A 25615-nucleotide genomic window follows, 5' to 3' on the forward strand; every position below is an offset into this window, starting at 1 on the left:
AGACCGCAGGCGGGCGGCCCCCTTCGGGGGGCAGGGAGTTACGCGAAGCGAACGACCGTGGGGGCCACATGCTTCTTCTAGAATGGGCGGATGTCCTATCTCGTTCTTGCCCGCAAATACCGTCCCAAAAATTTCTCGGAAATGGTGGGGCAGTCGCATGTGGTGCAGGCACTGGGCAATGCCCTTGCAACTCAGCGTTTGCACCATGCCTACCTTTTTACCGGCACGCGGGGCGTGGGCAAGACGACGATTTCGCGGATTCTGGCCAAGTCGCTCAATTGCGTGGGCCCGGACGGGCAGGGCGGCATCACGGCCACGCCGTGTGGTGTGTGCCAGGCCTGTACCGACATCGACAGCGGTCGTTTTGTCGACTACACCGAGCTGGACGCGGCGTCCAACCGCGGCGTGGATGAAATCGCACAACTGCTCGAGCAGGCCGTTTACAAACCTGTCGTCGGCCGCTTCAAGGTCTTCATGATCGACGAGGTGCACATGCTCACGAACACGGCGTTCAACGCCATGCTCAAGACGCTGGAAGAACCCCCCGAATACCTGAAGTTTGTACTGGCCACGACTGACCCGCAAAAAGTACCGGCTACCGTGCTGTCGCGCTGCCTGCAGTTCAACCTGCGGCCCATGGCGCCCGAAACGGTGCTGGAGCATTTGACGCAAGTGCTGGGCGTTGAAAACGTTCCGGCCGAGCAACAGGCGCTGCGCCTGCTGGCCCGCGCGGCGCGCGGCTCCATGCGTGACGCCCTGTCGCTGACGGACCAGGCCATTGCCTTTGGCTCCGGCAAGCTCGAAGAAGCCAGCGTGCGCACCATGCTGGGCAGCGTGGACCGCAGCTATGTCTACCGCCTGCTTGATGCCCTGGCGCGCGGCGACGGCAAAACCGTGGTCGAAACCTCCGAAGCGTTGCGGCTGAACGGCTTGAGCGCGGCTTCCACCCTGGAAGAAATGACGACGGTGCTGCAACGCATGGCGGTGTTGCAGGCCGTACCCGAGATGGGGGCGGGTGACGACGGGGCCGACCCGGACATAGCGGAGACGGCCCGGCTGGCCCAGGCGCTGCCCGCTGATGAAACGCAGCTGCTTTACAGCCTGTGCCTGCATGGCCGCGGTGAATTGGGCCTGGCGCCCGACGAATACGCGGGCCTGACCATGGTGCTGCTGCGCTTGCTAGCCTTCAAACCGTCGGCTTCGGCTACCACCCATGCGGGGGGTGCCGCCGAGCCTGGAAAAAAGCCCCAGCCTGAGGTGGCGCGGGCCCATGCGCCCGTGGCTTTGCCTGAACGGCGCGCGGCGCCGGCGCCTGCCGCTGCACGCGAACCTACCCATGATGAGCCGGTGCCTGCTGCGCCGCGTGTTCCGCAAGAAACACCCACTTCTCAGGATTTTGAGAAAAAACAGCCCGCAGCCCAAGCGGAACGTGCGCAAGCAGCTATCAATTCAGTAGCGGCTCCTGTGGTGATGCCGGAGCGCCCAGTGCCGCAGCAGCGCCCGCAGCCGGGCGCGCCAGCAGCTGCCGTTGCGCCTCTGGTGCCTGTTCCGCACGGCGAAGACTGGAGCCAGACTGTCAACCAGCTGGTGGCCGCCGAAGCCGTGGCGGCGCTGACGCGTGAGCTGGGCCTGCAGTCGGAGCTGCGCAGCCAGGCCGATGGGCTGTGGACGCTTCGGGTAGAACGCGAGTCGCTGAACCAGGCGGCAGCGCGTGAAAAGCTGCAAACCGCACTGCAGGCGCATCTCGGCGATGCGGCCTTGCGGCTCGCGGTGGAAGTGGGGCCTGTCACCGACACCCCGGCCCGCCGCAATGCGGCAGCACAGGCCGAGCGGCAGCGCGCTGCCGAAGAAATGATCCAGAACGACCCGTTTGTGCAGGACATGATTCGCGACTGGGGCGCCAAAATTGTCCCCGGCAGCATCCGGCCGCTGGCCGCGAAGTCGATATGATCAAAGGCAGGTTTTAAAACCAATTTCTGCCCCCAATTTCGACGCAATTTCAGACGCAAAGCACACCTCGATTTCAAGTTTTAAAGGAACTACCATGTTTAACAAAGGACAACTCGCGGGCCTCATGAAGCAGGCGCAGGCGATGCAGGACAACCTCAAGAAAGCCCAGGAAGAACTGGCATTTGTGGAAGTCACCGCTGAGGCCGGCGCCGGCCTGGTGAAGGTCACCATGACCTGCAAGCACGATGTCAAACGCGTCGAAATTGACCCCAGCCTGCTGACCGACGACAAGGACATGCTGGAAGACCTGGTAGCCGCTGCGTTCAACGCCGCCGTGCGCAAGGCCGAGGAAGTGAGCAACGAGAAAATGGGCAAGCTCACGGCCGGGATGCCCGGTCTCCCTGGCGGGATGAAACTCCCGTTTTAGTTGTGAGCCCCCACGGTCGCTCACTGCGAGCCTGCGGCGGCTCCCTGCCCCTTGCACGAGAAAAGGGGCCGCTGCGCCTGCGGCCCGGCAAAGCCGGTTCCGCGGCCCCTGCTTGCGAAAGCGGGTACAACGCTCGGTCGCTGCTGCCACATGGCTGATTCGAATGCTCTCGAAGGCTTGACCCAGGCGCTGCGCAAGCTGCCGGGCGTGGGCGCCAAGTCGGCCGCGCGCATGGCGTTCCATCTCCTGCAGCACGACAAGCCCGGCGCGCTGCAGATTGCCCGTGCGCTGGAGCACGCCGTCAACAGCGTGCGGCATTGCACCCTGTGCAACACGCTGACCGAGCAGGAGGTTTGCACTACCTGCGCCAACCCGCAGCGTGACCGCAGCAAGCTGTGCGTGGTTGAAACACCGGCCGACCAGGCTGCCCTTGAACGCACGCTGGCCTACAAGGGCCTTTATTTTGTGCTCATGGGCAAGCTGAGCCCGCTTGACGGCATAGGCCCCAACGACATCGGCTTGCAAAAACTGTTTGACCGCGTGGTGCCCAAGAACGAGCGCGGCGAGGCGTTGCCGCCTGCATCGCGCGAAGTGCAGGAAGTCATCCTGGCGACCAATTTCACGGCCGAAGGCGAAGCCACTGCGCACGTGATTGCACAAGCGCTGAAAAGCCGCGGCGTCCAGGTGACGCGCCTGGCGCGCGGAGTGCCGGTGGGAAGCGAACTTGAATACGTAGATTTGGGCACCATTGCCCACGCGTTGGTGGACCGCAGGTGAGGGCGGTGTTTTTAGTTTTATCTTGACAGCTTCATGCCCGCAGCGGGCGACCATAACGAAAGGAACCCACCATGACATTCGCACGCTTCACCATCGCCTATTGGTGTGTTCTGATTGCGGCCCTGTTGCCCATTGTGTGTGCCGCCATTGCCAAATACGGCACGATGAGCACCCCGCGGCGCGATGGTGGATATGACAACCACAACCCGCGAGGCTGGCTGGCGCAGCAAACCGATTGGCGTGCCCGGGCCAACGCCGCACAAGCCAACACATTTGAGGCACTGCCCTTTTTCTTTGCCGCAGTGATCATTGCGCACATCCTGCAGGCGGGGCAGACACGGCTGGACATCCTGGCATTGCTCTTTGTCGTGCTGCGCATTGCCTACATCATGATGTACATCGCAGACCTGGCCAAAGCCCGCTCGGCCATCTGGGCGTGTGCACTTTTTATCAATATCGTCATTCTTTTTTCCGGCTTTCGTTGACACATGCGTCGCGAGTGTGAAAGTTACCTCTGGTAACGCGATCACCTTCGGTAAAAACCCGCACGGGATCACCCCGATGCGGGTTTTTTTATGCCTCGATAAGCTTGTGACATCAAAAAAAGAGAGAGGCTTGCATGAATCGCCAACCCCTGATTTCCCGCCGGGCTTTTGCCGGTGGCACCGCACTGGCAGCAGCAACGCTGGCATTGCCGGTGCTTCGCGCGCAGCCCAGGCTCGAGAAAACAAAAATTGCGCTGGCGGTCGGCGGCAAGGCTGCGTTCTATTACCTGCCTCTCACCATTTCCGAGCAACTGGGGTATTTCAAGGCCGAAGGCCTGGACATTGAAATCAGCGACTTCGCCGGTGGCGCACGCGCGCTGCAGGCCGTGGTGGGCGGCTCTGCCGACGTCTGCTCGGGTGCTTTCGAGCACACCATCAACCTTCAGTCCAAAAACCAGATGTTCCAGGCTTTTGTGCTGCAGGGCAGGGCGCCGCAAATCGCTTTTGGCGTCTCGACCAAAAACATGCCCAACTACAAAACGGTCGCGGACCTGAAGGGCAAGAGAATCGGTGTGTCTGCGCCGGGGTCGTCCACCAACATGATGGCCAACCTGGTACTTTCGCGCGCAGGCCTCAAACCCGGCGACGTGAGTTTTATCGGAGTCGGCACTGCGGCGGGCGCACTGACCGCGATGCGTTCGGGGCAGATCGATGCCATGAGCAATACCGACCCGGTCATGACCATGCTCGAGCAAAAGGGCGAGGTAAAGATCATCAGCGATACGCGCACCCTCAAGGGCACGATCGAAGTTTTTGGCGGTTCCATGCCGGCGGCCTGCCTGTACGCCCCGATAGAGTTCGTCCAGAAAAATCCCAACACTTGCCAGGCACTGGCCAATGCGATCGTGCATGGGCTCAAATGGCTGCAGACGGCAGGCCCCGGTGACATCATCAAGACCGTGCCCGAGAGCTACCTGCTGGGTGACCGGGCGCTGTACCTTGCGTCATTCAACAAGGTGCGTGAGTCGATCTCGCTTGACGGCATCATTCCTGATGATGGCGCGCGCACGGCGCTCAAGGCACTGGCAAGCTTTGACCCCAGCATCAAGGCCGACAAGATCGACATCGCCAAGACCTATACCAACGAGTTTGCGCGCAAGGCCAAGGACCGATTCAAAGCTTGAGCCCCCACGCTCCCCACTGCGTGTGGTTCGCTGCCCCCCGAGGGGGCGCTGCGCCTGCGGCCCGGCAAAGCCGGTTCCGCGGCCCCTGCTGGTGAAGACGGATGCCCGCGTTGATCGTTCGGTGCTCTCCAATCCCTCCTCTTTGACCTGCCTCGTGCAAGCACCTTGCTGTAAGCTCCCGCCATGCCAGAACCCGACGACGCCTACGCCCTGGAGTTGATCAACATCAGCTGTACCTTTCACTCGCGCGACGATGCGGGCCAGCGTTATACGGCGGTGAGCGACACTACCTTGCGCATACGGGCCGGTGAATTCGTTTCGGTTGTCGGGCCTACAGGGTGCGGTAAATCCACGTTGCTCAATATTGGTGCCGGTTTGCTGGAGCCGTCTTCCGGCGAGGTTCGGGTGTTTGGCCAGCCGCTGGGCGGCATCAACACCCGCGCCGGCTACATGTTCCAGACCGAAGCTTTGATGCCATGGCGCAGCGCCATCGCCAATGTGATGATGGGATTGCAATACCGGGGCATTCCCGACGATGAAGCCCGCCGCCAGGCGCAGGCCTGGCTGGAACGTGTGGGCCTGGGCGAGTTCGGTGACCGCTATCCGCACCAGCTTTCGGGCGGCATGCGCAAACGCACCGCACTGGCCCAGGTGCTGGCACTGGACCCCGACATCATCCTGATGGACGAGCCGTTCAGTGCGCTGGATATTCAGACACGCCAGCTCATGGAAAACGAAGTGCTGGACCTGTGGGCTGCCAAGAAAAAGGCGGTGCTGTTCATCACGCACGATCTGGACGAAGCCATTGCCATGAGCGACAGGGTGGTGGTGCTGTCGGCTGGCCCCGGCACGCATCCCATCGGCGAATTCGCGATTGACCTGCCGCGCCCGCGTGACGTGGCGGAGGTGCGCAGCCAGCCGCGTTTTGTGGAGCTGCACAAACAGATCTGGGACGTGCTGCGCGATGAAGTGCTTAAAGGCTATGCACAGCAACTCAAGAAGGCAGCCTGATCATGTGGCGCCATCTCAAGCCCTCTGAAAGCAATCTCCGCGCATGGCAAGTCGGTTTGCTGGTATTCATTCTGATCGGCTGGCACCTGGCGTCGCGCGACCAGAAAATTGCTTTTTTCCTGGGCGAGCCGATCAAGGTGGCCGGCAAGATATGGAGCTGGTTCATGCCCTTTGGCTTCGGGCCGAGCGGCCTGTTCCCCGATGGACTGGCAGGCAACGCCGACATCTACCTTCATCTGGGCACCACCCTGCTGGAAACTGTGTTGGCCTTCGGCATAGGCACGGCGCTGGGCCTGGCCTGCGGGCTGTGGCTGGCCTTGGCCCCTACGGCCAGCGCGATCCTGGACCCTTACATCAAAGCCGCCAACTCGATGCCGCGGGTGATTCTGGCGCCGATCTTCTCGCTGTGGCTTGGCCTTGGCATCTGGAGCAAGGTAGCGCTGGCGGTCACGCTGGTATTTTTCATCGTGTTTTTCAATGTTTACCAGGGTGTGAAAGAGGTCAGCCCGGTGGTGCTGGCGAATGCCCGCATGCTGGGCGCCAACCAGCGCCAGCTGTTGCGCACGGTGTACCTGCCAAGCGCGACCAGCTGGGTGTTTTCCAGCCTGCATACCTCTGTGGGCCTGGCGTTTGTCGGAGCCGTCGTGGGTGAATACCTGGGGTCGGCGCGCGGAGTGGGCTACCTGATTTTGCAGGCCGAGGGCACGTTTGACGTGAACACGGTGTTTGCCGGCATCGTGGTGCTGACGGCGTTCGCCCTCGTGCTGGACGGCATTGTTGGCAAGCTGGAGAAGCGGCTCATGAAATGGCAGCCGCGCACCGGTGAGACAGAAAAACTCTGACGTTTTCCCTGTACCGCAACTCTTCCTGTCGTCCTACAGCCTGTGGCCGGGCGGCTCCTTAAAGTCGTGGCTGCCTGCACCGCTTCTGCCATGCGCAGCAGCGGCGAGCCGGCTTCACTCCAAGGACACACCATGAATCTTTCACTCAGCATCGGCCCCATCGTGTCGCTCATCGCGGGGATCCTTATCCTGCTGATACCGCGCCTGCTCAATTACATCGTGGCGATTTACCTGATCGTCATCGGCCTGATCGGGCTGTTCGGCAGCGGTTCGTTCAAGCTGTAGCAGCAGCCCGCAGTTGGTGACTGCTGAAGTGCGTGCTCCGGAGCGTCAACGTTTTTTGGACTTGACGACCGTCTTGGTATTGCTGCGTTTGGTCACTTTCGCGGAACTGCCGCGACTGCGGCTGGAGGCTGAGGCCTGGCTTTTGGAGGCGTGGCTTTTGACCGGAAGAAAAACCACCACCTGATGGCCCAGTTTGAAAGCGCTGGAAGTGCTGACATTGTTCCATTCGGCAACGCTGGCAGCGCTCAGGCCGTAGCGCTTGGCAATGGTCGCGACCGATTCGCCCTTGCGGGCCTTGACGGTGGTGCGGCGCGTCACGACTTCAGGAGCGAACGAGACCTGCGCGGTATCCGCAACGTGGCTGGTAACGTCGTTTTCAACCTTGGCTGAACGCGGCACCAGCAAGGTCGAACCGGCCTTGATGAGCATGCGCGGCGGTATGTTGTTGACGCTGCGCAGATCGGCTTCACTCATGCCGGTACGCCGCGCCGCTTCGGCCGGGTTCATGGTGCTGGGGGCTGACCAGGCGGTCCAGCTGGCGTATTGCCCCTGGGTGTAGGCCTCGAAATTACGTTGGAACACCGTAGCGTTATCCCAGGGAAGCAGGATCTGGGGCGTCCCCGCCGCAATGATGACGGGGCGGTGCGCCGAAGGGTTCAGTGCCTTGAAGTCTTCAATCTTGACGTCGGCAAGGCGTGCGGCCAGGGCCACATCAATGTCGCGTGTGATCAGCACCTGCTGAAAATAAGGGTGGTTTTCGATCAACGGCAGCTCGGTGCGAAATGCCTGGGGATTGGCCACAATGTTCTTGACGGCCTGCAGCTTGGGCACATAGAGCCGGGTTTCTGCCGGCATGTTCAGGTCGGTGTAGCTGGTGCCCAGTCCCGCTCTCTGGTTTTTGGCAATGGCGCGGCCCACACTGCCTTCACCCCAGTTATAGGCCGCCAGCGCCAGATGCCAGTCGCCAAACATGCCATGCAGCTTTTGCAGGTAGTCCAGCGCTGCTCGGGTGGAAGCCAGTACGTCGCGCCGGTCGTCACGGAAAGCATTTTGCTTCAGGTCGAAATATTTACCGGTGGCCGGCATGAACTGCCACATGCCGGCGGCTTTGGCGCTGGAAACGGCTTGCGGGTTAAAAGCGCTTTCGATGAACGGCAGCAGGGCCAGTTCCGTCGGCATCTGGCGGCGCTCGAGTTCTTCAACGATATGAAAAAGGTATTTGCTGGAGCGCTCGGTCATGCGCAGGATATAGTCCGGCCGGCTGGCATACCACTGCTCGCGATCCGTCACCAGCTCATTTTGCAGGTCGGGCATGGCGAAGCCGCGGCGAATACGGTCCCATAGTTCCTTGGGAGGTTCCGTGGAGGCGATCTGGTAAGAGCCGATCTGACCTGGTGTGATGGCTTGAAGCGGGCCGCCCGGCACTTGCGGTTTGGCGGTGGGGCTTGTTCCTGTTGTGAGGACCGGGTCACCCGGCATGCCGGGTGGCTGTGTGGCGCAGCCCGCTAGCAGCGTCGCCACAAGCAGAAACGCCAGCGGAACAATACGGAAATTGATGAGTTTGGGAAGAGGAGCGGCTGCAGTGGTTCGGTCGTGTGGCGTCATTTGAATTGGTTTTTCCACTGCCGGATGGCGGCAAATACGGTGTTGTCGTCTCGGGCCGACGCATCAAAGTGCCGGGCAGCAGCCATGATAGTGGGTTGGCGGGTCCGCAAGAAGGGGTTGATCAGCAATTCCTGGGCCACAGAGGTCGGCAAGGTCGGCTTTTCCTGGGTGCGAAGCGCAACGCATTGCGCCTGATACGCCGCCAGGTCGATGTTTTCCGGCTCGACCGCCATGGCAAAGCGCAGATTGCTGAGTGTGTATTCATGGGTACAACAGACGACGGTGTTGCCGGGCAACGCAGCCAGCTTGTCGAGCGAGGTCAGCATTTGCGCCGGTGTACCCTCAAACAAACGTCCGCAGCCTCCCGAGAACAGCGTGTCGCCGCAAAACAGCAGCGGCCTGCCGTTCACCTCGGGCGTGTAGAAAGCAATGTGGCCTGCGGTATGGCCAGGTACATCAATCACCTGAAAATTAAGACCAAGGGCTTTCGCTGTGTCGCCACCGCTGAGGGGCGTGTATGGCCGCGGAATGTGTTCGGTGGCCGGGCCCCAGACCTGAGCACCTGTTGCCTCGCGAAGGGCATCTACGCCGCCTGTATGGTCTGCATGGTGATGCGTGACTAGAATCGACTCCAGTTGCAACGCATGCTGCTCCAGGGTGCGCTGCACCGGCCCGGCATCTCCCGGGTCCACGACCAGGGCGCGCCTGCCGTCATGCAACAACCAGAGGTAGTTGTCGTCAAAGGCAGGAATGGGAATCAAATACATACAGTGGTCTCAATGAGCTCTGAAATTATAGGTTTGACGGACTGGCTGAAGACCCCTCCCGGTGGCTATCTTCTGGACTGGGAGCGCGCGCATTTTGACCAGGCCGTCGGTGACGTTTTTGGTTACCACGCCCTGCAACTGGGCCTGCCGGAGCTCGACGCCCTGCAAGCCAATCGCATGCCGCACAAATGGCTGGCGCTGGATTCATTGCCGCCGCCATCTGAACCCGGAAAGTCCCCGGCTACAGATACGAGCGGCCGCACGGCCGCAAGTTCCCGGCGCGCGGCGCTCCTGACCGATGCGGGAGCACTTCCATTCCCGGAGAACAGCCTGGACCTGGTGGTATTGCCGCACACGCTCGAACTTAGCAGCGACCCGCATGCCAGCCTGCGCGAGGTGAGCCGGGTACTTGTTCCGGAAGGGCGGGTGGTCATCAGCGGCTTCAACCCGACCAGCTTGTGGGGGCTGCGCCAGCGCCGCGGCCACATCTACCAGCGTTGGGGGTATGACAACCTGTTTCTTCCCAAAACAGGCGAGTTCATCGGCTACTGGCGCCTTCGCGACTGGCTGAGGCTGCTGGACTTTGAGGTAGAGTCGGGGCGCTTCGGCTGCTACCGGCCGGCGCTCACAAGTCAGGCCTGGCTGGACCGGTTCGAGTGGATGGATGCGGCGGGGGAACGCTGGTGGCCAATTTTTGGCGCTGTTTATTTCCTCGCGGCGGTCAAGCGTGTACGGGGAGTCCGCTTGCTTGAGCCCGCCTGGAAGGCGCGAAGGGCGCCGGCGACGGCACCCGCCGCGATAGCCAACAAGGAGCCGCTCACCCGATCATCCCGCTCTCAGCCGCCTGCCTGATTTTCTTTAACCACCGGCTGCTCTTTGGAGCTTCCCGGGAGCATTTGTAACGCATGACCGACACACCAACAGGCACAACGCCACAACCACAACACGTCGTGATCTATACCGACGGCGCATGCAAGGGAAACCCCGGCCCCGGAGGTTGGGGGGCGCTGCTGGCAATGGGCGGCACCGAAAAAGAGCTATTTGGCGGCGAACTTGGCACTACCAACAACCGCATGGAAATGACTGCCGTCATCGAGGCGCTGGCGGCGCTGAAGCGGCCCTGCAGCGTGACGCTTTACCTGGACAGCGAATACGTACGCAAGGGCATTACCGAGTGGATTCACGGCTGGAAAGCCCGGGGCTGGCGTACAGCGGCCAAGGCGCCGGTCAAGAATGTGGATCTCTGGCAGCGCCTGGACGCCCTTGTCGTCTCCAGCGGCCACAAAATCGACTGGCGTTGGGTCAAGGGCCATGCCGGTGACCCCGGCAACGAGCGTGCCGACGCACTGGCCAACAAAGGCGTGGAACGCGCGCTCGGCCGCTTGTAACAAAGACCTGTCAGGGAGTCTGAAGCCGGGGTGGGAACATGTGCGCAAAACACGCACCAAACAGCCTTGGCCCACACAAAAAAACTGCGCCTTCCGGAACGCACCATAAGCGTACATAGCATCCGCACCGTTTTGCTCGCCCGCGCCGTTTGGTAAAGCCGTTGTAAAGCTACCGCGCTCACCCTGCGCAGAGGCCAGAAAAAGGCTGCGCGCGCCATGGTGTCCTGCTACATTGGAAGTTTGTATCTCTTTGTATAACAAGTTTTCCTCCCCATGGCATCAAAAGCAATTTACACAGCGGTCGCGGTAGCGGGCATAGCGGTCGCCTCGGGTGCTGCCTGGTGGCTGCAAAAACCCAAGGCGCAGGGCGGTGCGGCCGAGTCTTCTCCGGTTGCCTCGACGGGCCAGGGCGCCGGCAATGGCACCAACGGCGCCGCCGCTGGAAAACCGGTGACCGTGGAAGCCGCGAAGGTGGAACTCGCCAGACTGTCGGATGACACCTCGGCCGTGGGCAGTTTGCGTTCGCGCCGCGGCGTGGTCTTGCGCCCCGAGGTCAGCGGGCGCATCACCCAGCTCAATTTCACCGATGGCCAGCGTGTGCGCAAAGGCCAGGTTCTGGTGCAGTTCGACGACCAGTTGCCGTTGGCGCAGGTGCAGCAAAGCCAGGCCGAACTGTCGATCGCGCGGGCCAACCAGAAGCGCAACCAGGAACTGGTGGCGCAAAACTTCATCAGCCAGCGCTCGCTCGATGAAAGCGCCGCCAACCTGCAGGTGGCCGAGGCCAAGCTGTCGCTGGCCAAGGCCACGGCCGCGCGGCTGAAGATCGTCGCGCCATTTGACGGCATCGCCGGTATCCGGCTCGTGAACGTGGGCGACTACCTGAAAGACGGCGCGGACATCGTCAACATCGAGGACATCGAGGCCATCTTTGTCGATTTCCGGCTGCCCGAACGCTTCCAGAACAAGGTCAGGCGCGGCCAGACAGCTGTCCTCGACATCGACGCCTTGCCAGGGCGCAAATACAACGCGCAAATCCAGGCCATCGACCCGCTGATCGACGCCAATGGCCGCTCCATTGGCATCCGCGGCTGCATCGACAACCGCCAGCTGCAGCTGCGGCCCGGCATGTTCGCCCGGGTCAACACGGTGTTCGGCGTGCGCGAGAACGCGCGCGTGGTGCCCGAGGAAGCGATTGTCCCGCAGGGCGGCCGGCAGTTCGTCATCAAGCTGCTGGAAGGCCCGAACGAGCAGACCCGCACGACCAAGCGCGTGGAAGTCAAGGTCGGCCTGCGCAGCCCCGGCAAGGTCGAGATCCTCGAAGGCCTGGAGTCCGGCGACGTGGTGGTTGCGACCGGCCAGCAGCGCGTGCAGCGTGACGGCACCGTGGTGGCCGTGGTGGATCTGGCCGCAAATGCTTCTGCCCGCGCGGGCAACGCAAAAGCTGCCGCTGCCGGTACTGCGCCCGCGGCAGCTGCCGCAACGGCCCCTGCGGCTGCGGCCACGCCGGCCAAAGCTGTGGCCGCCGCACCGCAAGCGCCGCCGGCAGGCCCCAACCCTTGTGGCGTGGTGGTGTCGGAGGCCCCAGGAGCCCTGGTGCCGGTGCGTAGCGTGGCCCCAGCCGAACGCCGCCCGGCCGGCCCGCCAGCGCGCGACCCCGCTTGAGCGGCCGCCGCGCCATAGCCCCCACAGGCCCTTATGCAACTCGCTGAAGTTTCCATACGCCGCCCGGTCTTTGCCACCGTGCTGTCCCTCCTCATCGTGCTGGTTGGCGCGGTGAGCTTCAACCGCCTTTCGGTGCGTGAGTATCCCAAGATCGATGAACCCGTTGTGACCGTGAGCGTGCGCTATGCAGGCGCATCCGCGGAGGTCATAGAAACGCAGGTGACCAAGCCGCTGGAAGATTCCATCGCAGGCATTGATGCTGTCGACGTCATCACCTCCATCAGCCGTGCCGACCAGGCGCAGATCAGCGTGCGTTTCAGGCTCGAAAAAGACGCTGACTCGGCTGCCGCTGAAGTACGCGACCGTACGTCGCGGGTGCGCAACCGGCTGCCTCAGGCGATTGAAGAGCCTGTGATCGCCAAGGTTGAGGCCGATGCCTTTCCGGTCATCCAGGTGGCTTTTTCCAGCGATTCACTGACGCCGCTGCAGATCAACGACCTGGTCAACCGCATCGTCAAGCCGCGCCTGCAGACCGTGACCGGCGTGGCCGACGTGCGCGTCTTTGGCGAGCGCAAGTACGCCATGCGCGTCTGGCTGGATACCGACAAGCTTGCCTCCTACAAGCTGACCACGCAGGACGTGGAAGACGCCATCAGCCGCAGCAACCTCGAGCTGCCGGCCGGCCGCATCGAGTCCCAGCAGCGCGAATTCAGCGTGACCTCGCAGACTGACCTCGTCAGGCCCGCGCAGTTCCGCGAGATCGTCATCAAGAATGTGAACGGCTTTTCCGTCAAGGTGCGTGACGTCGCGCGCGTGGAGGAGGGCGCGGCCGACGAGCGCACGGCGGTCAGGCTCAACGGCCGCTCCGCTGTGGCAGTCGGCGTCATCCGCCAGGCAACGGCCAACCCGCTGGACCTGTCCAGGGGTGTGCGGGAGGCCTTCCCCAAGCTGAAGGCCGACCTGCCGTCCGACATGCTGATTGACGTCGCCAACGACAACTCGGTGTTCATCGACCGTTCCGTGAACAACGTGTACCACACCATCGCCGAGGCGATTGTGCTGGTGGCCCTGGTGATCTTTGTGTTCCTGCGCACCCTGCGTGCCTCCATCATCCCCATCGTCACCATCCCGGTGAGCCTGATCGGCACCTTCGGCATGATGGCGCTGGCGGGCTTCACCATCAACACGCTGACCCTGCTGGCGCTGGTTCTGGCTATCGGCCTGGTGGTGGACGATGCCATCGTGATGCTGGAAAACATCTTCCGGCACATTGAGGAGGGCATGGACCCGTTCTCGGCCGGCATCAAGGGCGCGCGTGAGATCGGCTTTGCCGTGGTCACCATGACGGCCACGCTGGTAGCCGTGTATGCGCCGCTGGCGTTTACGCCGGGCCGCACCGGGCGGCTCTTCGTGGAGTTTGCCCTGGCGCTTGCCGGTGCGGTGGTGGTGTCGGGCTTTGTGGCGCTGACGCTGACGCCCATGATGTGCACCCAACTGCTCAAGCACAATCCCAAGCCCAATCGTTTTGACCGGTTCATGGAGCGGGCGTTGACGTCGATTTCCGACCGTTACGGCTCGGTGCTGCGCTGGGTCGTCACCACACGTTACGTACCCGCGGCGGAGGAAGGCGCTGCCGGCCGGCCCTCGCTTGCCCAGCGGCTCAAGGGCATGGCCTTGCAGGCCCGCTGGCTTGTCATCGGCGTGATGGTGCTCAGTGCCCTGGCCATCGCGCTGGTGTTCCCGAGCATGAAGCAGGAGCTTTCGCCCATTGAAGACCGCGGGGTAATTCTGGCCAACGTCAATGCCCCTGACGGCGCCACGCTGGACTACACCAACCGCTATGCCAGGGCGCTGGAAAAAATGGGTGAACCCTTTCCCGAGTTCGACCGTATTTTTGCCAACGTGGGCAACCCGACGGTGGCGCAGGCCAGCGTGGTGTACCGCACAGTCGACTGGGACAAGCGTACGCGCTCCACCATCGACATGGCACGCGAGCTGCAGCCCAAATTCAACGCACTGCCCGGTGTTACCGCCTTTCCGATCACACCGCCGTCCCTCGGGCAGGGCTTTCGCGAACGGCCGCTCAATTTTGTGATCCAGACCTCCGACAGTTACCAGAACCTGAACACCGTGGTGCGCCAGATGCTGGAAGAGATCGCCAAAAACCCCGGCATCGTCTCGCCCGACGTAGACCTGCGGCTGAACAAGCCAGAGCTGCGCATTGAGGTGGAGCGGGACAAGGCGGCCGACCTCGGCGTCAGCATCCAGGTTGTCGCGAAGGCCATCGAGACCCTGCTGGGCGGGCGCAACGTGACGCGCTACAAGCGCGATGCCGAGCAGTACGACGTGATCGTGCAGACCGAAGCCAGCGGCCGCACCACGCCTGAAGACATCGACCGCATTTATGTGCGGGGCCGCAACGACGCGATGATTCCGCTGTCGGCACTGGTGAAGGTGCGTGAAAGCGTGTCACCTCGCGAGTTGAACCATTTCGGCCAGCGTCGCTCGGTGTCCATCACGGCCAGCCTTGCGGGCGACTATTCGCTGGGCGAAGCGCTCAAGTTCATGGACCAGACCGCCGCCAAGGTGCTCAAGACCGGCTACAGCACCGACCTGAACGGCACCTCGCGCGAGTTCAGAAACTCGCAGGGCGCCCTGGCCATTGTGTTTGTATTGGCACTGGTGTTTATTTTCCTGGTGCTGGCCGCACAGTTTGAAAGTTTTATCGATCCGCTGGTCATCATGCTGTCGGTGCCGCTGTCCATGATCGGGGCCTTGCTGGCACTCAAATGGTCGGGCGGCTCTCTCAATGTGTATTCCCAAATTGGTCTGATCACGCTGGTTGGCCTGATCACCAAGCACGGCATCCTGATTGTGGAGTTCACCAACCAGTTGCGCGGGCAGGGCATGGAAATGATCGACGCGCTGGTCAAGGCGTCATCGCAGCGCCTTCGCCCCATCATGATGACGACTGGTGCCATGGTGCTGGGAGCCTTGCCGCTGGCCCTGGCCAAGGGCGCGGGTGCCGAAAGCCGCACGCAGATCGGCTGGGTTATCGTGGGGGGCATGTCGCTGGGCACTTTGCTCACTGTGTTTGTGGTGCCCACCATGTACACGCTGTTTGCCCGCAAGGCGGTCCCAGGGGCCAACAAGGCCATTGCCAGGGAGCAACCCGATGAACACCTTGAACACCCGGAGTACGTGGCGAAATGATCATGAGGAACCGCGTGCCCCAGGCCGGGTCCCTGGCATGCTGATGAGAAAACCGGTTTGACCGCAAACCCAGCGGGCCGAATCCGTACAGTTGCTTCTTTTCTCCTGATTCCGTTCCTGCTTGCGCTGGCCCATACGGCTTCTGCGCAAGCCCAGGAAGCGCCTGGAACGGGCGCATATGGCGTGCAGTTCTTCTGTTCACCGTCCCAGCTGGAGCGGCTCGGCCCCCACATGTTCCGATATCTCCAGCAGCTCGGCATTCCAGCCCGCCTGGTTCAGGAAACTGTCGACAAGCCGCGGGGCACCATGACGTATTCCCTGCTGGGCTCAGGCGCGGCCGTGAGCACCCTGTTTTTGGCGCAACGCCCGGAGCTGGCGATCAAGGACGAGGTAGTGCTGGTGCCGGTGAGAAACAACAAGACACGCAAGCTCAAGACGGTTTCCAAAAAAGAAATCCTGTTGGCCCTTTTGCACCCGGGCCGATTGACCGAATTCAGGGGAAAGGCTTGCGATGTGCAGGCATTGGCCGACCATGTCGGGATTCGCCAGAACACCGTGATCTGGGCAGAGGTGCTGGAATGGGGCTGGCCAGAGGGTGGCCCTGCCAAGTGGAATGCCCGCTATTGGATCAATGGAACGCCCAAGCTTCGTACCCCTTTGCACAAAGCCCTCAATGACATGTTTTTTGAGCAGGGGAAATACGAGATAGGCTGCTACGCCGCGACCAAGGTGGTATTCGCCCAGGGTGCACTGGATTACTTCCGCCGCGTCAAGAAGGACGTGGGCAGGGCGCAAGGCGTGGAGCGGCGATTACTGGCCGATGGTGAGCCGCTGGTTGACCTGGAACCCGGCCGTATGTGGAGTTTTGAAACGGATTTTGATCCGCTGGAGCTTGAACGGCCAGGCAAGGTCTTGCGCATGGTGGGCGGTGTTGCCGCCGGCAACTTTGTCCCGGGCGATTGGGCTTATTTTCTGAACACCGACCAGCGCACCAGCCAGAAAACGGGGTATGAAGGCTCCAATGCCATCTATCTGGGCGGCAACCGGTTTGACGACTATTACAACGACAACGACCACCACTACACCTACGAGGAAAAACTCAGTGAGGTCTATCAGTGGCGTCATGATGTTTTCAGCCGGCAGCGCGATGCCGCAAAAATACAGCACCTGGCCGCGCATGACTACGAACGCCTGAACGCAACGCCGGAAAACGGCGGCTTGCTGATGAGCTTTCGGGTTGTGCCCTATTTTTTCGGCTACGAAGACCTACCCCCGTTAACGGGCACCCGGAACGACTAGGGTCTGCCAGCGCCGTGCATTCAAGGGATTTACAGGGCGCCCTCAAACATGAGGACGTCAACCGGGTCCCCTGCAGCGACATTGCCCTGCGCATGGTGAAGCACCATCAGGCCGTTGGCCTCGGCCATGGAGCGCAAGACGCCCGAGCCCTGGCTGCCGGTGGTCCGGACCTCCAGGGAGCCGTCGGGCGCGGTGGATACCCAGCCGCGCTGGTATTCGGTACGCCCCGGTTTCTTGCGAATGGGCTCCAGGCTGCGTGCCTTGAGCAACGGCGCCGGCGCGGCGCTGGCGCCCATCATCTGGAGCAGGGCGGGGCGCACAAAGGCCAGGAACGTCACCATCACCGCAACGGGATTGCCGGGCAAGCCAAAAAGGATGGCGCCGTTGGGGTTGGGATTTGGGTATGAGTGTGGGGTGCTATCTTTTTCATAGCTGCTTGCGCCTGTAACTATTGGGTTAGAGGTCGATTTCTCTATTGAAATCCGTCCCACGGCCATGGGCCGGCCTGGCCGCATCGCAATGCGCCAGAAAGCCACGTCGCCCAGCTTCTTCATCATGGCCTTGGTGAAGTCTGCTTCGCCCACGCTGACACCGCCGGAGGTGATGACAGCGTCGGCCTCGGTTGCCGCGCGTTTGAATGCGGCCTCCAGAAGCGCCGGCTCGTCACGCACCACGCCCATGTCGATGACCTCGCAGCCCAGCCGGCTGAGCATGCCGAAGACGGTGTAGCGGTTGCTGTCATACACCGCGCCTTCGCGCGGTGCTTCGCCCAGCGACAAAATCTCATCGCCAGTGGAGAAGTAGGCCACCCGCAGCGGCCGCCAGGTGGCCAGTGTTTTAAGGCCCAAAGAGGCTGCAAGCCCAAGGCGGGCGGGCGTAATACGCTCACCTTTTAATAGCGCCGGCCGGCCTTGCATGAGGTCCTCGCCGCGCAGCCGGCGGTTGTCGCCGGGCCGGAGCAAACCCGACGGGATGCTGATGCGCGAGCCCTGGCCATCCTGGTGCAGGGTGACAAACTCCTGCGGCACCACGGTGTCCAGGCCGGAGGGCATGATGGCGCCGGTCATGATCTTGACGCACTGGCCTGGCCCGGCGCTGCCTTGCCAGGCTTTGCCCGCCAGCGCTGTTCCGTCGGCCACCTGCAGCTCGAGCGCCTTGCCTGCAGCCAACTGCCCACCATCGAAGGCATAACCGTCCATAGCAGAGTTGTCGTGCGGCGGCACGTCAAACGGCGAAACCACATCCTGGGCCAGCACCCGCCCGAAAGCCTCCATCAAGGGCAACTCGAGCTGCTCCTGCACCGGCATAACCAGCCGCGACAGGAAGTCCAATACCTGGTCGGCAGACAGGGCCTGGGGGTCGTAGCCTTGCAGCTCCGCGGCAATCTGGTCGAGTGTTTTCACGGCTGGCGGGATTCCAGCTGGTGCAGCTCGGCCAGTGTGTTGGCGTTGAAGAAGCTGCGGCTGTCGTCGCCGGGTTTGTCAAACGGCACGATGGCTGTTTTGTGCTGCGCCGTCCAGGCGTCTATCTTGCGGCCGCCACTGTGGGTGAAGCGCACCAGGCTTTCCAGCATGTGGGTACCCATGAGGCAAAACACCGGTTGGGGCCTGAGCTGCCCATCTTCTTCGGGCGCCGCCGCCACGGCAAAGTCAGCACCGTCCTGCGCAAGTGCTTCGGCAAGCCGTGCCACCAGGTCGTCGGGAAACAGCGGGGTGTCGCAGGGCACAGTCAACAGGTAAGGGGTTTCACAACGCTCCAGGCCCGTCAGGAATCCTGCCAGCGGCCCGGCAAACTCGCCCAGCCCGGTACTGTCGGGCCACACCGGAACGCCGAATGATTCATAAGCGGACAGGTTGCGGTTGGCATTGATCATCACGTCACCGACCTGGGGCGACAGCCGCATCAGCGTGTGCAGGGCGAGAGGAACGCCGTTGAAGTTCTGCAGGCCTTTGTCGACCCCGCCCATGCGCGAACCACGGCCACCGGCGAGGATCACGCCGGTGATGGCTTCGGCGTGGATGGGCATGGTGTTGTGGTCGTGGGTTGTCAAATCAGCCGCCTATGTAGCTCATCTCAACGCGCTTGGCGTTGTTTGAATCGGGTGTGCTGGTGTCAGCGGGCATCGCAGCGCGCAACTCCGAATAGCGGTCATCGCGCCCTTGCCAGATATGGGCCACAGCCGCCGCGATCTGGTCGTCGCCGTAGCCGCCGCGCAGCAGGGCGCGCAAGTCCTGGCCCTGGCTGGCAAACAGGCATAAAAACAGCTTGCCCTCGGTCGATAGCCTTGCCCGGTTGCAGTCGCTGCAAAAAGCCTGGGTCACGCTGCTGATCACGCCAATCTCGCCAGCGCCATCGGCATAACGCCAGCGCTCGGCGGTCTCACCAGCGTAGTTGGGGTCTATGGCTACCAAGGGAAATTCGGCGTTGAGGCGTTCCACCACCTGGGCTGAAGGCAGGACCTCGTCCATGCGCCAGCCGTTGGTGGCGCCCACGTCCATGTATTCGATGAAGCGCAACACCGCCCCGCTGTGGCGGAAATGCCGGGCCATGGGTACGATCTCGGCGTCGTTGGTGCCGCGTTTGACCACCATGTTGACCTTGAGCGGCGCCAGGCCAACCTTTTGCGCCACTTCGATGCCCTTGAGCACGTCGGCTACCGGAAAGTCCACATCGTTCATGCGACGGAAGATGGTGTCGTCCAGCGCATCAAGGCTCACGGTGACGCGCTGCAGTCCAGCATCCTTGAGGGATTGGGCTTTTTTGGCGAGCAGCGAGGCGTTGGTGGTCAGCGTGATGTCCAGCGGCTTGCCCTGCGGCGTTTGCAGCTTCGCCAGCATTTCGATCAGTATCTCCAGGTGCTTGCGCAGCAGCGGCTCGCCGCCCGTCAGCCGGATTTTCTCGACCCCATGAGCCACAAAAATCTTCGCCAGGCGCGTGATTTCCTCAAAACTCAGCAGCGAGGTTTGCGGCAGGAAAGCGTAGTCCTTGTCGAATACCTCGCGCGGCATGCAGTAGCTGCAGCGGAAATTGCAGCGATCCGTCACGCTGATGCGCAAATCCCGCAGCGGCCGGCCCAGCGTGTCGCTCAGCAGGCCCGTCGGGGCAGACAACCGGGCAGGGATATGCGGTACGCGGCTTGCGTAGCGAATATCTGCCAGCGGAATGATTTTGTCGGTCGTCATCGTGAGGAGCCCAAAGGGAGAATTTACCCCATTGGCCCGGCTGGGGCACTAAAACCAGGCCTTATCCCCAAAGAGGGATTGGCTCACCCCCGTCCAGGCTCACTTCGTGTAGCCCGTTCCCCCCTCAAGGGGGCGGCGCCTGGGGCCGGCGAAGCCGAAAAATTGGCACACCCCTATCGGGCTCACTTCGTGTAGCCCTTTTCCCCTTGCAGGGGACGGTGCCTGCGGCCCGGCAAAGCCGGTTCCGCGGCACCCATTGGTGAAATACCTCGCACTGGTTACGCACAGAACTCTTAAACCCAGCATGAGCCGCGGGACTGGCTTTGCCGGGCCGCAGGCGGGCGGCCCCCTCGGGGGGCAGGGAGCTACACGAAGTGAGCGACCGTGGGGGCTCTACACACACCGGGCGCCGTCTACTTCCAGGCATACACCGCTGATGAAGTCCGCTTCGTCGCTGGCCAGGTAAAGCGCGGCATTGGCCACATCCAGCGCGGTCGAAAAACGTCCCAGCGGAATGCTCGCGCGAAACTTCGCCTTGCGTTCTTCATCCAGCGGGCCACCCGCGAATTCGGCCGAGAGGCCTGTGTCGGGGTTGAATACCGGGTTGATGCAATTAACCCGGATGTTATCGGGGCCGAGCTCGGCCGCCAGCGACTTGGAGGTCGTGATGACGGCCCCCTTGGAGCCGTTGTACCAGGTCAGGCCAGGACGGGGGCGTACCCCCGCCGTCGACGCAATGTTGATGAAACTGCCCCCGCCTTGCTCGCGAAATACCGGCGTGGCGTGGATGGTAGCCAGGTAAATGCTCTTGACGTTGATGGCGTAGCACTTGTCGAAATCGTCTTCGCTGACATCAAGTGCTGGCTGGTTGCGGTGCGTCCAGCCGGCGTTGCTGACCATCACGTCGAGCCGGCCGTAGCGCTGCACAGCGGCAGCCACCAGCGCCTTGACCTCGGCGGACTTTGTGACGTCGGCGGCAAAGAACGAAGCTGTGCCGCCGGCCTTGACGATGGCAGCGACGACTTTCTCGCCCAGCGCCACATTGATGTCGTTGACGATGACCCTGGCGCCCTCGGCCGCCAGCCGCCGCGCGATGCCTTCCCCGATACCGCCTCCGGAGCCGGTCACGATGATGGATTTGTCCTTGACCCGCATGATTTTGTCTTTCTCGTAAAGGTTGCTGCCGGCGCACGCTGCCGTACGGTGGCGTGCGGCTTCCATTGCTTATTGTTGCTGATCACGGTGGTGCGGGTTTTCCCTCTGTCTCTCTCGCTTGACGGGATTCGTGAAACATGAAGTTACATCTACAATGCGCTTTATAAAAGGGAGGGATTTCATGAGTTATCAATTTGCCCGCACCGGTGCGGGTGCAGCCTTGTGTGCGCTGGTGCTTTTCGCGGGGACAGCGCACGCGCAACAATCCAGCAAGAACCTGGCACCCGGATTCTCGGAACGCGCAGCGGCCTCGAAGCTGGTTGTCGTGCCCGCAGACCTCGAGCTCTTTTCCATCGGTGCCGGCGGCGTGCAGGAGCCCAGGGCCGACTGGACCATGGCTGCCCAGAAAAACGTCAAGTCCGGTCTGGCTTCGAGCAAGCTCAAGTTGGGTTCTGACGTGATCGGGCTTGAAGAAAAAGACATGGACGAACTCGCGGACATCAACTCCCTGCACGGAGCTGTCGCGCAATCTGTTTTTCTGCACCACATGATTGGTGGTGTACTCAAGCTGCCCACCAAGAACGATGCCCTGAACTGGTCACTCGGAGATGCCGTCAAGCCTCTCAAGGACAAGACGGGGGCTGATTACGCCCTGTTCATCTGGATGCGCGACAGCTATGCCAGCAGCGAGCGCAAGGCCGCGATGATCGCCATGGCTGTGCTGGGCGTTGGGATTGCCGGGGGCGCGCAGATTGGCTATGCCTCGCTGGTCGATTTGAATAACGGGCGGATTGTCTGGTTCAATGATTTGCGCCGGGCCTCAGGTGACCTGAGGGAACCTGAGCCAGCCAAAGAAACCATCGAAGCCCTTCTCAAGGGCTTTCCGGTCGCCAGATGATGGGCATGCCGGCTGGCGGGCGCCGCGCTTTTTTGCGGTCGGCCTGCAAGCACTGCGTGGGCATGGGCGCCCTGTTGCCAGGCCTGTCAGCCTTTGGCCAGGAGAACCCTGCGGCTGCCTCCATCCCGCCTTTGCCCGCAGAGCGCTTTGCCCGCCCCGCGCTGGAAACGGATGAGGGCGGCCTGTGGGGAATGATGGACCGCGAGGAAACGCGCCTGCGGCGCAGTCCATTTACCGTACGTGACCCGCAACTGAGCCAATATCTGCAAGACTTGGTATGCCGTCTTGCGGGAGACCACTGCCCCGATATTCGTGTGCATGTGGTGCGTACGCCGCTCTTCAATGCCAGCATGGCGCCGAACGGCATGATGCAGGTCTGGACCGGCTTGCTGCTGCGCGCGGAGAATGAGGCGCAACTCGCTGCGGTACTGGGCCATGAAATCGGCCACTACATCGAACGGCACACGCTGGAGCGCCTGCGGGACCTGAGAAGCCGGGCCGCCTTTGCCCAGTTCATCGGCATGTTCGGCCTTGTCGGCGCCATTGGCCAGCTTGGTGCGCTGGCCGGCGCTTTCGCTTTTTCCCGGGACCACGAGACGCGGGCTGATCGTCTGGGCATGCGCCTCATGACCCGGGCGGGTTACGACGGCAGGCAGGCTGCGCAAGTGTGGGACAACCTGCTGGGCGAACTCAAGATCACGGGCGGTGAAGACGTTGGCAAACGCAGTCCCATGATGGCGACGCATCCCCCGCTGGAGACGCGCCGTGATGATCTGCTCCGCCTGGCAGGCGACGGCGGCGGTAAAACGGGTGCAGCGGAATATCAGCAGGTTATGTCCCGGCACCGCTTCGGGTGGCTGCAGGATGAAATCCGGCGTGGCCAGTTTGAAGAAAGCCTGGTGCTGTTCAATCGCCTGCTGTCGCGCAATCCCGAAGATGGCCAGGCGCTGTATGCGCGGGGTGAGGTGTATCGGTTGCGGGCAGGCAAGGAAGATCTTCAGGAGTCCCTGAACGACCTGACACGCGTGACCGCTCTTGAACAGGCTCCGGCCGAGGCTTTCAGGGCGCTCGGCCTGGTGCAAAAGCAGCGGACCGACACCGCCTCGGCCGTACAGGCCTTCGAAAAATACCTCACCGTCGCGCCTGAGGCAGCGGATGCGGGTCTTATTAAAAATTACATTGCGGAACTTAAACCATGAAAAAACTCCTGATCCTTCTTGCCTTCGCTTTCCTGTCGGGCTGCATGTCCATCACCAAGGTTGAAGGTGAGCAACTGGTCAATAACCGGCTGGCCGTCAAGGTGACCGACGCCTGGAACAAGGTTTCCCCTCCCGGCACCAAGCAGCCTTTTGACATGTGGACCCAGGAGGGGCTGACGCTTGACCATTTGCGCCTGTGGGCGGCCATCAAGCCAGGCCAGGCACTGCTGGTCAGGCCTGCAGGCAGTGTGCCGGCCGGGCAGAAGGCCGCCCGTGTTCCAACCTATCAGGCAGGTATGCCACTTGACCAACTGGTCAATCTTTTCGAAATCATGTATTCGGCCGACGGTTCCATCGTCAGCATGACCAAGGTTGAGCCCTCGGTATTTGCAGGTGAAAAAGGTGCGCGGTTTGAATTCGCCGTGACGAGAAAGGGTGATGACGTGCAGCTCAACGGTGTCGGCTGGATCAGCCAGCGAAACGGTGAATTATTTGCCGCCACTTTCCTCGCCCCCAAGCTTTCATTCTTCCCGCGGCTTTTGCCAAAAGCTGAAAGCGTTGTGAAGACGGCGCAAATCAAAGGCTGACAGCGCAGAGCCGCCATGGTGGCGGCTTGCAGGTGGGTCGTGAACCTGGCTGGGTGCCGCGGCTCAGCTCAGGTTAACCATGCCGTATGGCCACTGTTTTCAGCGTGGTGAAGCCATGCAAGGCCTCAAAGCCTTTTTCACGGCCGTAGCCCGATGACTTCACGCCGCCGAAAGGTAATTCCACACCACCGCCGGCGCCGTAGTTGTTGATGAACACCTGGCCGCTTTTGACTCGTTTGGCCATGCGGAACTGGCGTGCCCCATCGCGCGTCCAGATGCCGGCGACCAGGCCGAACTGCGTGGCATTGGCAAGTTCCACTGCGTGATCCTCGTTTTTGAAGCTCATCGCGCACAGCACCGGGCCAAACACTTCCTCCTGCGCCAGCCGGTGCATCACCGGCACGTCGCGCAGCAGGGTGGGGGCCTGGTAAAACCCGGTGTCGGGCGCCTCGTCGACGATCTGGCCCTGAGCCACCATGGGAATGTTGGCAACCTGCGCATCGCTTAAAAAGTCCCACACGCGCTGCTGCTGGTTTTGCCGGATCAACGGGCCGACGTCCAGGTCCATGGCGGCGGGGCCGACGCGCAGGTTTTCAAAGGCTTCGCCCAAGCGCAGCAGCAGGGGTTCGTAAATCGCCTGCTCCACCAGCAGACGCGAACCGGCCGAGCAGGTTTGCCCGGCGTTTTGCACGATGGCGTTGATGATGGCCGGGATGGCGGCATCCAGGTCGGCATCGGCAAACACGATTTGCGGACTTTTACCGCCCAGCTCCAGCGTAACGGGGCAATGGCGCTCGGCCGCCACCTGCTGGATCAGCGTGCCCACCGTGGGGCTGCCGGTAAAGCTGATGTGGTCTATGCCCTTGTGGCGGGCCAGCGCGTTGCCGACCTCATGGCCGTAGCCGGTCACGATGTTGATGGCGCCGGCCGGAAAACCCACTTCGGCCGCGAGTTGCGCCACGCGAATCAATGACAGACAGGCATCCTCTGCCGGCTTGACCACGCAGACGTTGCCTGCGGCCAGCGCGCCGCCCACGCTGCGGCCGAAGATCTGCATCGGGTAATTCCACGGAATCACATGGCCGGTGACGCCGTGTGGCTCGCGCCAGGTCATCACGCTGTAGCCGTCCAGGTAGGGAATGGTGTCGCCGTGCAGCTTGTCGCAGGCGCCGGCGTAAAACTCGAAATAGCGCACCAGGGCCGCCGCGTCGGCGCGTGCCTGTTTGGTGGGCTTGCCGCAGTCGCGCTGCTCGATCATGGCCAGTTCTTCGGCATGCTCGGCTACCTTGGCGGAAAGCCGCATCAGCAGCCGCCCGCGCTCGGCGGCGCTGAAGCGGCCCCACACCAGTTCCAGACATTCCCGGGCGCTCTTCACGGCAGTGTCAATGTCGTGCGCGTTGCTGCGCTGGATCTCGTCAAACACCTGCCCGTCGGACGGGTCGATCATCGGGATGGTTTTGCCTGAAGAAGATGCGACGGAGGTGTTGGCGATGTAGTTGAGCTGCATGGCGCTATTGTGCTGAATTTGCCCCTGGCCGGAGGTTACCTCCTCCCACGGGCAGAAATGGGCCATGAGGGCAGGCCGGTCCGCGAGGTAACGCTCCCCAAAACCGTGCGTTTGTCACAGCCTCAGCGTTGTGTCCCGGCCAATTTACAAATCCTTTGCTGCGCCAGGATTGGCATTTATGTAGGATTGAAC

General features: G+C 62.2%; 23 protein-coding genes. 16 read left to right on the plus strand and 7 right to left on the minus strand.

Annotation, left to right across the window (positions count from 1 at the left end):
• Window positions 1-90 precede the first annotated feature (90 nt).
• From dnaX to AC1D13_RS04740, 8 genes are all read left to right on the plus strand, one after another.
• Window positions 91-1950 (plus strand): DNA polymerase III subunit gamma/tau, encoded by a 1860-nt coding sequence (gene dnaX / locus AC1D13_RS04705; RefSeq protein WP_477689047.1) that lies wholly within the window; start codon window positions 91-93, stop codon window positions 1948-1950.
• A 94-nt stretch (window positions 1951-2044) separates the two neighbouring features.
• Window positions 2045-2377 (plus strand): YbaB/EbfC family nucleoid-associated protein, encoded by a 333-nt coding sequence (locus tag AC1D13_RS04710; RefSeq protein WP_457278639.1) that lies wholly within the window; start codon window positions 2045-2047, stop codon window positions 2375-2377.
• A gap of 150 nt (window positions 2378-2527) precedes the next feature.
• Window positions 2528-3154, plus strand: a complete 627-nt coding sequence (gene recR, locus AC1D13_RS04715) for a recombination mediator RecR (RefSeq protein ID WP_457278638.1) — start codon at window positions 2528-2530, stop codon at window positions 3152-3154.
• A gap of 71 nt (window positions 3155-3225) precedes the next feature.
• Window positions 3226-3639 carry an MAPEG family protein gene (locus AC1D13_RS04720; RefSeq protein WP_477667240.1) on the plus strand — a complete coding sequence of 138 codons (414 nt, stop codon included), beginning with the start codon at window positions 3226-3228 and terminating at the stop codon, window positions 3637-3639.
• A 134-nt stretch (window positions 3640-3773) separates the two neighbouring features.
• Window positions 3774-4823, plus strand: coding sequence for an ABC transporter substrate-binding protein (locus tag AC1D13_RS04725; protein WP_477667241.1), 1050 nt, complete (start codon window positions 3774-3776; stop codon window positions 4821-4823).
• Between the two features lie 183 nt (window positions 4824-5006).
• The gene (locus AC1D13_RS04730; protein WP_477667242.1) at window positions 5007-5834 is read left to right on the plus strand and encodes an ABC transporter ATP-binding protein; all 828 of its coding nucleotides are present in this window, start codon (window positions 5007-5009) and stop codon (window positions 5832-5834) included.
• Window positions 5835-5836: 2 nt separating this feature from the next.
• Window positions 5837-6676, plus strand: coding sequence for an ABC transporter permease (locus tag AC1D13_RS04735; protein WP_477689048.1), 840 nt, complete (start codon window positions 5837-5839; stop codon window positions 6674-6676).
• Window positions 6677-6808: 132 nt separating this feature from the next.
• The gene (locus AC1D13_RS04740) at window positions 6809-6961 is read left to right on the plus strand and encodes a DUF3096 domain-containing protein (RefSeq protein ID WP_348050368.1); all 153 of its coding nucleotides are present in this window, start codon (window positions 6809-6811) and stop codon (window positions 6959-6961) included.
• A gap of 45 nt (window positions 6962-7006) precedes the next feature.
• Here AC1D13_RS04740 and AC1D13_RS04745 read toward each other — a convergent pair whose 3' ends face one another.
• Window positions 7007-8566 carry a transglycosylase SLT domain-containing protein gene (locus AC1D13_RS04745; protein WP_457278633.1) on the minus strand — a complete coding sequence of 520 codons (1560 nt, stop codon included), beginning with the start codon at window positions 8564-8566 and terminating at the stop codon, window positions 7007-7009.
• On the minus strand, window positions 8563-9333 hold the full coding sequence (gene gloB, locus AC1D13_RS04750) for a hydroxyacylglutathione hydrolase (protein WP_477689049.1): 771 nt from the start codon (window positions 9331-9333) through the stop codon (window positions 8563-8565). Before gloB ends, AC1D13_RS04745 begins: the two co-directional genes overlap by 4 nt.
• A gap of 12 nt (window positions 9334-9345) precedes the next feature.
• On the opposite strand from gloB, the gene AC1D13_RS04755 reads away from it, so the two are divergent.
• From AC1D13_RS04755 to AC1D13_RS04775, 5 genes are all read left to right on the plus strand, one after another.
• Window positions 9346-10185, plus strand: coding sequence for a class I SAM-dependent methyltransferase (locus AC1D13_RS04755; RefSeq protein ID WP_477667244.1), 840 nt, complete (start codon window positions 9346-9348; stop codon window positions 10183-10185).
• 53 nt (window positions 10186-10238) lie between these two features.
• Complete coding sequence (rnhA, locus tag AC1D13_RS04760; RefSeq protein WP_457278630.1) at window positions 10239-10721, plus strand: ribonuclease HI; 483 nt, start codon at window positions 10239-10241, stop codon at window positions 10719-10721.
• Between the two features lie 273 nt (window positions 10722-10994).
• Window positions 10995-12383 carry an efflux RND transporter periplasmic adaptor subunit gene (locus tag AC1D13_RS04765; protein ID WP_477689050.1) on the plus strand — a complete coding sequence of 463 codons (1389 nt, stop codon included), beginning with the start codon at window positions 10995-10997 and terminating at the stop codon, window positions 12381-12383.
• Between the two features lie 33 nt (window positions 12384-12416).
• Entirely contained in the window at window positions 12417-15596 is a 3180-nt protein-coding gene (locus tag AC1D13_RS04770) for an efflux RND transporter permease subunit (protein ID WP_477689051.1), read from the plus strand.
• A 57-nt stretch (window positions 15597-15653) separates the two neighbouring features.
• Window positions 15654-16895 carry a hypothetical protein gene (locus AC1D13_RS04775; protein WP_457278627.1) on the plus strand — a complete coding sequence of 414 codons (1242 nt, stop codon included), beginning with the start codon at window positions 15654-15656 and terminating at the stop codon, window positions 16893-16895.
• Between the two features lie 29 nt (window positions 16896-16924).
• Here AC1D13_RS04775 and moeA read toward each other — a convergent pair whose 3' ends face one another.
• From moeA to AC1D13_RS04795, 4 genes are all read right to left on the minus strand, one after another.
• On the minus strand, window positions 16925-18298 hold the full coding sequence (moeA, locus tag AC1D13_RS04780; protein WP_477689052.1) for a molybdopterin molybdotransferase MoeA: 1374 nt from the start codon (window positions 18296-18298) through the stop codon (window positions 16925-16927).
• On the minus strand, window positions 18295-18921 hold the full coding sequence (gene mobA, locus AC1D13_RS04785; protein WP_477670863.1) for a molybdenum cofactor guanylyltransferase MobA: 627 nt from the start codon (window positions 18919-18921) through the stop codon (window positions 18295-18297). Before mobA ends, moeA begins: the two co-directional genes overlap by 4 nt.
• Before the next feature lie 25 nt (window positions 18922-18946).
• Window positions 18947-20077, minus strand: coding sequence for a GTP 3',8-cyclase MoaA (gene moaA / locus AC1D13_RS04790; RefSeq protein ID WP_457278624.1), 1131 nt, complete (start codon window positions 20075-20077; stop codon window positions 18947-18949).
• Between the two features lie 393 nt (window positions 20078-20470).
• The gene (locus AC1D13_RS04795) at window positions 20471-21232 is read right to left on the minus strand and encodes an SDR family oxidoreductase (RefSeq protein WP_457279763.1); all 762 of its coding nucleotides are present in this window, start codon (window positions 21230-21232) and stop codon (window positions 20471-20473) included.
• 181 nt (window positions 21233-21413) lie between these two features.
• On the opposite strand from AC1D13_RS04795, the gene AC1D13_RS04800 reads away from it, so the two are divergent.
• From AC1D13_RS04800 to AC1D13_RS04810, 3 genes are all read left to right on the plus strand, one after another.
• A complete protein-coding gene (locus AC1D13_RS04800; RefSeq protein ID WP_457278623.1) occupies window positions 21414-22130 on the plus strand; it encodes a hypothetical protein in 717 nt (238 codons plus the stop codon).
• Window positions 22131-22192: 62 nt separating this feature from the next.
• Window positions 22193-23329, plus strand: coding sequence for a M48 family metalloprotease (locus AC1D13_RS04805; RefSeq protein WP_457278622.1), 1137 nt, complete (start codon window positions 22193-22195; stop codon window positions 23327-23329).
• The gene (locus AC1D13_RS04810) at window positions 23326-23916 is read left to right on the plus strand and encodes a hypothetical protein (protein WP_457278621.1); all 591 of its coding nucleotides are present in this window, start codon (window positions 23326-23328) and stop codon (window positions 23914-23916) included. Before AC1D13_RS04805 ends, AC1D13_RS04810 begins: the two co-directional genes overlap by 4 nt.
• A gap of 73 nt (window positions 23917-23989) precedes the next feature.
• Here AC1D13_RS04810 and AC1D13_RS04815 read toward each other — a convergent pair whose 3' ends face one another.
• Window positions 23990-25423, minus strand: coding sequence for an aldehyde dehydrogenase family protein (locus tag AC1D13_RS04815; RefSeq protein WP_477689053.1), 1434 nt, complete (start codon window positions 25421-25423; stop codon window positions 23990-23992).
• Window positions 25424-25615 lie beyond the last annotated feature (192 nt).

It is taken from the genome of Polaromonas sp. P1_E12, assembly GCF_056405975.1.